Genomic DNA, 11,649 nt, shown 5'->3' on the forward strand with positions numbered 1-11,649 from the left:
TCGGCGGCTCCTACAGAGATCAAAAGATCGCAGCCTGCGGCAGCTCCTACAGGGATCGATGTAGGAGCTGCCGCAGGCTGCGATCTTTTGATCTTTATCTTCTGATCTTATTTGGGATAAAGCGGCGGCAACCCAGCATCACCGGTCACGTCCTGAACCCGCTCGGCAATCGGGATCGTCCGAATCGCTCGCCACAGTTCTTCACCTTGCCAATGCTGGCCGGTTTCGCTGTACAGCGCGCCGTTCAGACCGTCGAGGGCGTCGGACAGGGGTACGAAGCGGGCGGCCATATCGGCGAGGGTTTCCGGTTGCTGCCGGGCCCAGGCGTCGAGGGCTTGACGGGTGGTGTGGGGATCATTGGCCTGGCAGGCGCGTTTGAGGTCGTCGAGTACGGTGCGCGGGCTCGGGCCGGTTTGCGCGGTGCGCAGGATTGCCGGTTGCCAGCGTGCACGCCACCAGAGGCCGAAGCCGAGCAGGGTGGTGCAGGCCAGGATCAGGGTGCTGAATTTCCAGCGCCAAAGGGTTTCGCTGTCGGCGCTGGCATTGACCGGGGCGTTGCCTGCCGGGGTGTCAACCATCAGGCTTGGGTTGGCCGCTACCTGCAGGGTTCGGGCGGGCAGGCTGGTGTGTTCGAGGTGGTCTTCAAAGGTGTTCCACCAGACCACTTCAACCGATGGTAATTCGATTGCGCCGCTACGAGCCGGCACCAGCGCCTCGCGGTCTTCGCGGCTGCCGACCAGGCCGCGTTCGCTGTTCTGGTTGCCGAGCACCGGTTGGTCCGGATAACGGCGCAGGCCGCTGGCTTCGGTGCCGGGCAGCGGCGGTAACTGCGCGCTGCCCAGTCCCTCGGCTTTGACAATCAGGCTGCGGGTCAGCGACTCACCGACCTGAAGATGATCCGGTTCCGGGTTCCAGCTCTCGCTCAGGGTCAGGCTACGCGCCGGCAACCAAGGCAAGTCTGCGGGATAGGTAATGGGTTTGGCCTTGACCGTCAGTAACAATTCGCCGGAGCTGACACGCATCAATTTGCCGGATTTTGGCGACTGCGACGTTGAGTCCGCAGTGGGTTGTGCATCCACCAGCGCGGCATTGAATATTTGCCCCGGAATGATCAATTCGCCGCTGTGTTGCGGGTAGATCGCGTAGCGCATTTCGATCACACCATGGCGAACGCCATTGATGTCTTTTTCATAAGTGCGCGATTCGCCGAGCTGTTCGATGCGTGCATCGGGAATCTGCAACGGCGGCAGGCTACTGTCGTCATACAGCGACACCGAGTGGTAGATGCGCAATGTCAGGATCGTCTGCGCCTGCACGTACACGCTGGTTTGATCGAGGCTGGCATCGATGAAGACCGGGGCCAGTTTGTTCGGGTTGTCCTGGGTTTCACTCTCGACCACTTGGACGGTGATCGGCTGGCTCTCGACGTCGCCCAGCTTCAGCGGCGGAATGACCACGCTGCCGTTCTGTCTCGGCAGCAGGGTGACGATCCAGCGGGTGGTGGCACGGTTGTCGCCGCTCAGGGTGTTGAGTTGGTTGACCTGGCGGGTGCCGCGCACTTCGAACAGCGGCTCCAGCGGCGTCAGGTCAGGTTTGCCGAACTGCGTCACGTCGGTGGATTCGAGGGTCAGTTCGATCGTCTCGCCGGAACTCAGGCGGGTGCGATCGACACTGGCGACCAGCTCCGCAGCCTGCGCCTGGGCAGTCCATAACAGTGAGGCGAGCATGAAGGCGGTGAAGCGGTTCATCGAGTTTTTCCCTGATCCTGATGTTGTTGCTGTTCGTACCAGAATTTGCGTCTGAGCAGTTCGCCAGGGTCATCCGGAATCTGCCGCAGCCATTGCTCCAATGCCTGCTGTTGTTCGCCTTGGATGCTGTCGTTGGCCGGGCGCATAGGCGGCGTGGTGTGCTGCTCATCCCCCAACTCACTGCCGGGGACTTCGTTGGTGCCGGAGCGCGCGGGTTTCGTGCGCGCTGGCTCGGTGGCAGATTCAGCCGGCGACTCGGCGGTTTTCGGTTCGTCAGTGTTCGATGGTTGCGCCGTGGCGTCGGACGGTGACTGTTGTGGCGACGTCTGCGGCTCCTCGCTGGCCGACTTGTCCGGCTCGGCAGCGGGCGGGGTGTTTTGCTGCTTGAGCAGGCTTTCTACCAGTGCCTTGTTGGTCAGTGCCGGACGCAAGTCAGGTTGGCGCTCAAGCGCCTGGTCGTATGCATCCAGCGCCGCTTCCAGCTCACCACTTTTGGCCAGGGCATTGCCACGATTGTAGTGGGCGTGGGCGTCATTGCCTTCGGCGAACCGCTGGGCGGCGCTGCTGTAATCGCCAGCCTCATACAGGGCGACACCTTGCCACTGGTGATCTTCGAAATGTTGCGCGGCCTCGGCCGGACGTTTCTGCTTGAGCAGGTGCTGGCCCTGTTGATCGGGGCGCAGCCACAAATCCTGAAAGTCGAAGGCGTAGCTCGGTTGCGGCAGCGCCAGCAACAGCGGCAAACAGAACAACCAGCCACGACGACCGGCGCAGGCTGCCAGGAATAACAGCGGCAAGAGCAACCAGTAACCCTGGTCGGCCCAAGTGTCCAGGCGCAACGTCTGGCCATCGTTGCGCAGGTTACGTGGGCCGTCGAGCAGGCCGAGGGCGCGCAGATCGGCATCGTCCAGGCGCGCGTGGCGATAGTGCCCGTCGAGGTCGTCGGCGAAGGCTTTGAGGCCGGGTTCGTCCAGATGGGGTACTAAAATCGCGCCCTGTTCATCCTTGAGGAAACTGCCGTCTTCCTGAGTGATCGGCGCACCTTCGGCGGTGCCGACACCGAGCATCAGGAACTGCATTGACTTGCCGCGCAACGCGCTGCGAATGCCCAGGCGTTCCTGTTCCGTCAGGGACGAGCCGATCAACAGGATCCGGCCATCGCCAAGGGCACCTTGCTCCAGCAGCGTCAAGGCCTTGAGCACCGCCAGATCGGCGCGATGACCCGCTTCAGGCATCAACGACGGCTTGAGTGCATCCAGCAGATTGCGGCTGGTGGAAAGGTCGTCCGACAGCGGCACGAGGGTGTGCGCACTGCCGGCGTAAACCACGATGGCAGTCTGCGCGTCACTGCGGTTTTGCAGGAGGTCGAACAGTTTTCGCCGGGCTTGCTCCAGTCGGTTCGGCTGGACGTCGGTGGCGAGCATTTCCGGGGTCAGCTCAAGGATCACCACCAACGGGTCGGCGGGTTTCTGGCTGAGTTGCTCGACACGCTCCCAACTCGGCCCCAGCAGCGCAAACACGGCCAGCAGCCACGCTACGCCGAGGGCCACCCACGGCAGTTTGCTTTCACGGCCGTTGCCGCCACTGAGCAGCACCGCGTGAAACGCTGGCGGCAGGATCATCTGCCAGCGCCCGGCACGTTTCTGCCGATGCCAGAGTTGCCAGAGCAACCAACCCAGCAGCGGCAACAGCAGCAGCCACCAAGGACGGAACCAGTACGGCCAGAGCGCACTCATCGGCGCCTCCGCAGGCGCAGGCGTTTGAGTCGCTGGCGCCATTCAGGCAGTTGCGTTTGCAAAAACAGATCCTTGGTAAACAGGCGTTGCAGCGGGTTATCCGGCCAGAGCTCGCGGGCGACCATCAACATGCTCATCAACAGCGCCATCGCCAGCGGCCAGTGATACAGCGCTTGGGCGGGGCGGGCCTGGGTCGGTTGCTGGGTCACCGGTTCCAGCTGGTCGAGCGTTTCCTTGATCGCTTGCAGTTCCTTGCCGTCGCGGGCGCGGAAGTACTGGCCACCCGTGGCCTCGGCGATCGCCTTCAAGGATGGCTCATCAAGGTCCAGGCTTGGATTGATTCCGAGGAAACCCAAAGTGCCCGTTTGTTCCGGGTCGGCACCAATGCCGATGGGGTAGATTTTTACGCCTTCCTTGGCGGCCAGTCGCGCAGCGGTGAGCGGGTCGATTTCGCCACCGTTGTTGGCGCCGTCCGTCACCAGAATCAACACGCGGCTTTGCGCCGGACGCTGACGCAGGCGCTTGAGCGCCAGCCCGATGGCGTCGCCGATGGCGGTGTTCTTGCCCGCAATGCCGATACGCGCTTCGTCGAGCCAGACGCGCACGGTATGCCGGTCGAACGTCAAGGGCGCTTGCACATAGGCCTGGCTGCCGAACAGGATCAGACCGACCCGGTCACCATCCCGGCTTTCAAGGAAGTCACCGAGCAGATGCTGGACCAGATCAAGGCGACTGACGTCTTCGTCCTGCCACTGCATGTCGGGGAAATCCATAGAGCCGGACACGTCCACCGCCACCAACAGATCACGGCCGCTGGCGGCAATCGGCAGCGGTTCACCAAGCCATTGCGGGCGCGCGGCAGCGGTCAGCAACATCAGCCACAACAGCATGAACGGTGCCTGTTGGCGCCAGGCCGGAAGATTGGCCCGGGCGCGGCGTCGGGCCAGGCCTTCGAGGTCACTGAGGAAACTGACCTTGAGCGCCGGTTCGCCGCTGTCGGCCACCGGCAACAGCATGCGCATCAGCCACGGCAGTGGCAGCAGGGCGAAGAGCCACGGCCAGGCGAACTCAAACATGTTTGCGAATCCAGGTATCGACCGCCTGGGTCAGGCCGGCGATAGCCTTGTCGTCGAGTTTGCATTCCGGTTTGTAGGCACCTTCGACCAGCACCATCCAGCGGGTCAGGCCCGCAGCCGGGCAGCGGTTGTCGAGGAATGCCAGCCATTTACGGCCGTTCAGGGTATGGCTCTGGCTGTAGGGGTAGTGATTGCGGCACAGGCGTTTGAGCAAGCCATTGAGTTGCTGCAGCCAGGCGCCGGCGGGTGCGCCGTCGTAGGGCTTGGGCATCAGCGCCAGTTCCGCCAACGCGGCGACGCGCACGGGGTCAAGGGGTTGTTCGGCGCGTACGATTGGCCGCTTGTTCGGGATGAAGCGCCGCAGTTTCCATAGACCGAAACCGATCAAAGGCAGCAACAACAGCAGCGACCACCATCCTGGCGCGGGTGGCCAGAACTCGATCGGCGGGGGGGTGATCAGCGGTTGCAGTTGATCGAGACTGTTCATCGACCTTTACCCGGCTTCTGTGGGTTCAGGTATTCGCGCAGCTGTTCGACCATCTCGCTCTGTGTGCTCAGAGGCATCAGCAACACCCGCAGCTTTTGCGCCAGCAATTCCCAACGGGCAACGCGTGTTTCGGCCTGGGCGCGGTAGGTTTGCCGCAAGTCGTAATTCAGGGTGTCGAGTTCCAGTTGCGCACCGCGCTCGGCAAAACGAAGCAGGCCGGCGGCGGGCAGGGCGTGGTCGAGCGGGTCGGAGACTGGCAGCAGCAACAGGTCGCAATGGCGCGACAGCAGGCTCAGCTGTTGCTCGGCACCCTCGGTCAGGGCTCGTTCGTCGCAGATCACGATCACCAGGCTGCCCGGACGCAACACTTCCCGGGCACGGCGCAGGGCAATGCCGAAAGCATCGCGATCGGTCTCGTTTTCGGTGTGCAGCGACTGGTTGACCCGCACCAGTCGGTTGAGCAATTGCAGCAGGCTTTGTTTACTGCGGCGCGGCTTGATCTCGTAATGCTCGTTGTCGCCGAATACCAGGCCGCCCACCCGGTCGTTATGGCCCAACGCAGCCCAGCCGATCAGGCTCGCAGCCTGGGCGGCGAGCACCGACTTGAACATCAGTCCCGAGCCGAAAAACAGCCTGCGGCTTTGCTCGACCATGATGAAAATCGGCCGTTCGCGTTCTTCATGGAACAACTTGGTGTGCGGTTCCTGGGTTCGGGCGGTGACGCGCCAGTCAATGCTTCGCACGTCGTCACCGGCCTGGTAGACCCGCACCTGATCGAAGTCAACGCCACGGCCGCGCAGCTTGGAGTGGTGCAGCCCGATGAGCGGGCTGCGCTGGCTCGGGGTGGAGAACAACTGCACTTCACGCACGCGATGGCGCATCTCGATCAGCTCGGCGAGCGTGATGCGGATACCCGGTTGGGGCGGCAGGAGGGCGTTCATCGGCGTCAAGCGACGGCTACGACGTCGAGGATCCGCTGGACCACCCGGTCCTGATCGATGCCAGCGGCTTCGGCTTCAAAGGAAAGAATGATGCGGTGACGCAACACATCGAACAGCACCGCTTGAATGTCTTCCGGGCTGACGAAGTCGCGACCGGCGAGCCAGGCATGGGCGCGGGCGCAACGGTCGAGGGCAATCGAGCCACGCGGGCTGGCGCCGTAGGCGATCCATTCGGCCATTTCCGGGTCGAACTTGGCCGGTGTGCGCGTGGCCATGACCAGTTGCACCAGGTATTCCTCCACGGCGTCGGCCATGTACAAACCGAGGATTTCCTTGCGTGCGGCGAAGATGGCCTGTTGGCTGACCCGGCGCTCGGGCTTGGTTTCGCCGTTCAAGGCTTCGCCACGGGCCTGCTGCAGGATGCGGCGTTCGACCGCCGCATCCGGGAAACCGATTTTCACGTGCATCAGGAAGCGGTCAAGCTGAGCTTCGGGCAGCGGATAGGTGCCTTCCTGCTCGATCGGGTTTTGCGTGGCCATCACCAGGAACAGCGGCGATAACTCATAGGTACTGCGCCCGACGCTGACCTGTCGCTCGCCCATGGCTTCCAGCAGCGCCGACTGGACCTTGGCCGGGGCACGGTTGATTTCGTCCGCCAGCACCAGGTTGTGGAAGATCGGGCCTTGCTGAAACACAAAGCTGCCGGTTTCCGGGCGGTAGATTTCCGTGCCGGTGATGTCGGCAGGCAACAGGTCGGGGGTGAACTGGATGCGATGGAACTGTGCTTCGATGCCTTCTGCCAGTTCTTTGATGGCCTTGGTTTTCGCCAGGCCAGGGGCGCCCTCGACCAGCATGTGGCCATCGGCGAGCAGGGCGATGAGCAAGCGCTCGATGAGTTTTTCCTGGCCGAGAATCTGCGTTGAAAGAAAGGTTCGCAGCGCTAGCAGCGCTTCACGATGTTCCATCGATGACTGTTCCTGGAAAGGGTGACCGAAAACGTTCGAATAACGCCACGGCTGGGGGCGTTACTTTAATCCATCGCGGGGGGCGGCGACTAACGGCATTTTGTGCAAAGTGCGGGGATTTGAGTTCGGTTCCATCGCTGCACGGGAAATGTTGACGATGCTTCTCGTTCTACTCCACCGATTCGAGGTCACTCAACAACAGTCTGATTGCTGTCCTGTTAACCAGATCGCACCACGGACCGTCGTCAATTATCGTGCCGTTTTGCATGACGATAACCCGGTCGAAGCGGTGCAGATGACTGACATCATGTGTCACACAAATCAGGCCTCGGCTGGCGAAAGTGTCGAATAGCAAGTCCCAGACAGGGGTGGCAAGCTTCGGCTCGATTGATGCGCTGGGCTCGTCGAACAGATTAAATCGTCCCGGTTTGTTGATCAGGCGCAGCAGTGACAGCCGTTTGGCTTCGCCACCAGAAATATTGGATGCGCTTTCAGTGAGATTGCGATGGGAAACGATATCTTCAAGGTTCAGTCGCTGTATTGCCTGGTTCAGATGTGGCGACGGAGTCACTCCGAACAGCACCGAGTTTTCAAAGGTGCCTTCCAGAAACTGCGGGGACTGAGGGCAATATCTGATGACGTTCAAATGCGTCTGCGCGCTCAATTTTGAAACTGGTATGCAGTCGATTTTCAAGTGACTTCTCAGCGGAGCATGCAACCCGGCCAGCGCTTCCAGTAACGTAGATTTGCCCGCACCACTGGGGCCGGTGATAGCGATCGACTGACTTTGGGTGAACGTGATGGCGTTTTCGATAGACAAACGAATTGTTCTGTTGTCGTTCACAACGCAGGGTTCGAGACACAGCGTCGATTCGTCTCGCGGCTTGATTTCAGATTGTCGATTGTCGTCAAAGTTTGGCAATGACAGAAGCTGTTGGAGCCGACGCTGGTCCGCAAGGAACTGATCCAGTACCCGATAGCCCTCGGTTAGAGCAGTGATATTGAGCAAGAAACTTCCTGCAATAGAGAAAATGGCAACCATTTGCCCAACGCTGATGCTTGGCTCGTTCGTCAATTGATCGAGAACCCCCCAGCTGAGTAATCCTCCCGTGGAAAGACTTACAAACAACACTTTTGCTCCGCTCAAAACTCCACCGGAACTTGCCACGGTGATCGCCGCCTTAGAGTACTGCTTAAATGCACTGTTCAAGGGTTGCGTTGCCGTGTACTCGGCAGCTTCGAGTTTTATCGATTTGCCGGTGCTCATGGTGCTGAACAAGAGTGCGCTGAGTTCATCCTCTTGCTCGTTAACCGCATCAATGTGTTTCCTGCGCCACCTGATGATTCGATGGGCGACGAATAGATAGACGACGCCAAGCAGGCTGATCGCGAAGAATACGCCACTGCCGCCTATGTAGATAAAAGCGCTACCTACGATCAGAAACTCCAGACACAGTGGCAGCCCAACGGTGACGAAAAACGTTAACAGTTGCTCATGTGCCGTAATCCCGCGCTCCACTGACTTTATAAAGTGACCGATACGCCACGAACTGAACTGGAAAAACTCTTTTCGCATCAGCTGGGCAATCCAGTGAATGGATGCGTTCAGTATTACTTTCTGAACCAGTTTGGATAAAAAGAATATTTGCATCGGATTAATTATTGCTTGTATACACCCGGCCAGAATGAAGCTCGTAGTTAGAAGTAATAGCGTGTTGAGTGCTGCGTGGTTATTGCTATTCAGTATGTCAACCACTTCGCCCAATAGTAGTGGTGGTGCAAGCGCCATTATTTTTAACGTTATTATTGTCGCAACCGTTGATATCAATAAGGCCGCGTGCGTTTTACAGGCTGTTCTAATGAAGTTCTGCATTGGTAGCCTATAGCTGTTCGCAAGAATTAAGTTGTTGTCGTCGTTTGGCATAGGATTCGCTGTGGAGCAACAAGGCACCCATTCCTAATAAGGTTGAAACGCTCCAATCCCGGAACGTAAGACTGACAAACAATGCCGTCGTCGGCGTATTGGGTGATCACTCTGTAGTAAAGAGTTTTGCCAATAGTTAAGAGGCTGTATTCTAATGAGTCGAGTTGTGTCGGAACGCTTTTTGCGAAATGTTCCAGCGGAGAGTCGAGTGTTGTAAGGGTCAGGTTTTTGACAGAATTGAAATCTATAAGAGATTTCAGTGTTTTTGAGTTTTCTAGAAAATCAAGTGTTTTCCTATCGATTGCTTCTTGCGCATCGTCATACAATTCATTGACTTGAAATTGCTCCGTCACTGCTCTTTGGATTGCAGTGCAAATGTCCAATGAACACCCTGAGCCGATGGGTGACAAATGGTGATATCCAGGTCCGGATTTAGGTAGCGCAACTGCAAAATAAACATTCATTACATCTTTTATGATGATGATTTGTAGCTTGTTTGCTAATGAAAGGGCGTAGCCGTTGTTCTGCAGCGCTTTGGTAAGCAAAGACTTAGTGGGTGTATATAGTTTCATGGCCGGGCCGATCTCACAGACCGCCATAAAGAAGCAAGATAGAATGTGCCTTTCGATGACCTCGTTGGTTCCGTGAAGCAATGCTTCAGCTTTGGTGCAGCCAAAGGCGATCCCTGAGTTGGAGGAGTAGCGGGACAGGAATTGCATGCCTGCATTTGCACTGCTCAAAGAGTCAATCTCCATCCTCGGACAAAGAAGAATATTTGGAACGAACAACTCTTTCGCTTGATCGAGTGTTGTGAGCCTCAAGCACGTTATGGGCTCTGATGAATTCCGCAGGCTAGTGAGAAAGCCATCGTGTTCTGCATCTTTCTGAGAAGCGATAAATCCACAGGGCTGAGTAATAAAGTCGTCTGTGTTGAAGTGGAAAGTGCTGAAGTGTTCGATGCTTTCAGCTAGAGCTCCAATGAGTGAGTTGGGACCTTTTCCTGCACCGGACTCTATAAGCTTATGGTTGTTGTCAAAAAGCTTTGCTGTGGCTACAAGTTCGTTGCAATCAGTATGGTGTGTGACAGCATACAGATTTAGAGAGTTAATAATTTTTCGGATTTTTTCCAAAGCTGCGGCAGGGTTGGTTTCACGCTCTGACATAAGTAACCTCATAGGGTATCAGAATGCCGAAAGGGCCCTTTCGGCATTTATCGCATATGTGCTTCTGGTGTATGTCAGTTGGTTAGCGAGGCAAAGAAGTTCACTTCAGTTGCCAGGAAGCCATTTGACAGACTCATTGCTTGGGGAAGATCATCCCAAGGGGTTATTTCAGTGCGTTTTTTACCCATGATGTTTACTCCTTGTTGTCAATGAAGCAGCACTAGCAAGTAAGTGCTGCGCTTGCGAAGTTTGTTTTCGCAAGTGACTTATTGATAGCAGTAGGGTTCTAGCGGTTCAATAGCACGGCGTCGCGAAGTTTCCTGTGTAGGTGTGAGTTTGTTCTTGCATGAAGGTGGGATGGATCTCGGAGGATTTGCAATTCTGTTGAAATTCGCGTGTTTGTCCTATCGTTTCAGCAGGTTGTGATGTTTAAAAGGATTGGATAAATGATGATTTTTTCGAGTCGGGAATTATCTATTGCTTGCGCGGAAGGCACATAAAGGGGCTTGGGTATTGGTGACGTAGAGTACAGCCCGAAGAACTCGGCTTTGTGGTGGTGTCGGGCGTTCTTGATGACGGCATCGCGAGCAAGTCTTACGCCTAGAGGCTTCGAATCGCAGACAATCTGTGGGGAAATCGTTGGGGATTTGTAGAGTATGAATACTGAGGGGGGATCTTGCGGGTGCCTTCGGGGGCAAGCCTCGCTCCTACGAAACCAAGGCGCCCGCGCGATATTGCGTCCAGCTCGAAACTGTAGGAGCGAGGCTTGCCCGCGAAGAGGCCCGCCCAGACACCATCAAAGCTGGCTGATATAAGTCCCGGTCCCCTTGAGAATGTTCTGCAAGGTTTCCTCAACTTCCGCGAGATCACTCGCATCGGTGCTATGAGTGATCTCCAGCACATCATCACCATTAAGCGCATCGGCATCCGCCGCAGCGATTTCGATCAACAGGCGGATAGGGCTGAGCGTGACTTTCACCCCGTCCAGCGTCGAAGGCTCGCCGTCGAGGGTGATTTCCAGCTCGTCTTCGTCCGGGTAGCGGGTCATCAGGAACATCTCGCCCTTGTCGCTGTGGCAGCAGAGCATGGCCATGTTGTCTTCTTCGTCGTCGCACGGGTTGACGATCAAGAGGGCGGTTGTCATTTGCATGGGGAATTCCTGGCTCGACGAGCGTTGTAAAGACGAACAAAGGGCGATTCTGCCAGCCCCGGTGAATTTCTGCTCGTCCAAGTGTCAGAGGATGTGTTGTGAACGGGCAAAGTGTTGCTGGTCATTTCTGGTACGAATGTGCCGTAAAGGCAGGCATAAAACGCCCATTTTTCCGAGCGGCTGCTAGTGTTGTTCGAGGCATCGGACGCAAGCAGCGTACCGTTGACCGAATATGTCGCAGCACCGCAAGCACAGGCCTTGCCGCACTCGTTAAGCTGCGCAACGGATGAGCACCTGTAAAGGCATTGCGCTGTTCGCGGCCCAGTCGTTTTTGCAGATGCCCATTCATGGAAGGTGAATGTGACCTGAGTGTCTCGTCCAGCTTCACCCACCTGTCGCCCTGTTTCCTCTGCCCGAGAATCAGGAACAGGGTGACGGCTAGCTTTGAAACGTAGCCCC

Annotated in this window: 9 protein-coding genes; all 9 read right to left on the reverse strand. The window is 57.6% G+C overall.

Going from position 1 to position 11,649, the window contains the following annotated elements; all coding sequences use genetic code 11:
* Positions 1–107 precede the first annotated feature (107 nt).
* The 9 genes from KUF73_RS08235 to KUF73_RS08275 all read right to left on the reverse strand — a co-directional run bounded on the left by KUF73_RS08235 (position 108) and on the right by KUF73_RS08275 (position 11,190).
* Positions 108–1,748 carry a BatD family protein gene (locus tag KUF73_RS08235; RefSeq protein WP_218437543.1) on the reverse strand — a complete coding sequence of 547 codons (1,641 nt, stop codon included), beginning with the start codon at positions 1,746–1,748 and terminating at the stop codon, positions 108–110.
* Complete coding sequence (locus KUF73_RS08240; protein ID WP_218437544.1) at positions 1,745–3,484, reverse strand: tetratricopeptide repeat protein; 1,740 nt, start codon at positions 3,482–3,484, stop codon at positions 1,745–1,747. The genes KUF73_RS08235 and KUF73_RS08240 overlap by 4 nt, the downstream gene beginning before the upstream one ends.
* The gene (locus KUF73_RS08245) at positions 3,481–4,560 is read right to left on the reverse strand and encodes a VWA domain-containing protein (protein ID WP_218437545.1); all 1,080 of its coding nucleotides are present in this window, start codon (positions 4,558–4,560) and stop codon (positions 3,481–3,483) included. The genes KUF73_RS08240 and KUF73_RS08245 overlap by 4 nt, the downstream gene beginning before the upstream one ends.
* Complete coding sequence (locus tag KUF73_RS08250) at positions 4,553–5,047, reverse strand: DUF4381 domain-containing protein (protein WP_218437546.1); 495 nt, start codon at positions 5,045–5,047, stop codon at positions 4,553–4,555. The genes KUF73_RS08245 and KUF73_RS08250 overlap by 8 nt, the downstream gene beginning before the upstream one ends.
* On the reverse strand, positions 5,044–5,988 hold the full coding sequence (locus tag KUF73_RS08255) for a DUF58 domain-containing protein (RefSeq protein ID WP_218437547.1): 945 nt from the start codon (positions 5,986–5,988) through the stop codon (positions 5,044–5,046). The genes KUF73_RS08250 and KUF73_RS08255 overlap by 4 nt, the downstream gene beginning before the upstream one ends.
* A 5-nt stretch (positions 5,989–5,993) precedes the next feature.
* Positions 5,994–6,953 (reverse strand): MoxR family ATPase, encoded by a 960-nt coding sequence (locus tag KUF73_RS08260; RefSeq protein ID WP_008150800.1) that lies wholly within the window; start codon positions 6,951–6,953, stop codon positions 5,994–5,996.
* Between the two features lie 169 nt (positions 6,954–7,122).
* Positions 7,123–8,877, reverse strand: coding sequence for an ABC transporter ATP-binding protein (locus KUF73_RS08265; protein ID WP_256345501.1), 1,755 nt, complete (start codon positions 8,875–8,877; stop codon positions 7,123–7,125).
* Complete coding sequence (locus KUF73_RS08270; RefSeq protein ID WP_218437548.1) at positions 8,853–10,040, reverse strand: YcaO-like family protein; 1,188 nt, start codon at positions 10,038–10,040, stop codon at positions 8,853–8,855. Before KUF73_RS08270 ends, KUF73_RS08265 begins: the two co-directional genes overlap by 25 nt.
* A 796-nt stretch (positions 10,041–10,836) precedes the next feature.
* A complete protein-coding gene (locus KUF73_RS08275) occupies positions 10,837–11,190 on the reverse strand; it encodes a hypothetical protein (protein WP_218437549.1) in 354 nt (117 codons plus the stop codon).
* Between the last annotated feature and the right edge of the window lie 459 nt (positions 11,191–11,649).

The sequence above is a fragment of the Pseudomonas sp. PD9R genome (genome assembly GCF_019200975.1).
Classification (GTDB): Bacteria; Pseudomonadota; Gammaproteobacteria; order Pseudomonadales; family Pseudomonadaceae; genus Aquipseudomonas.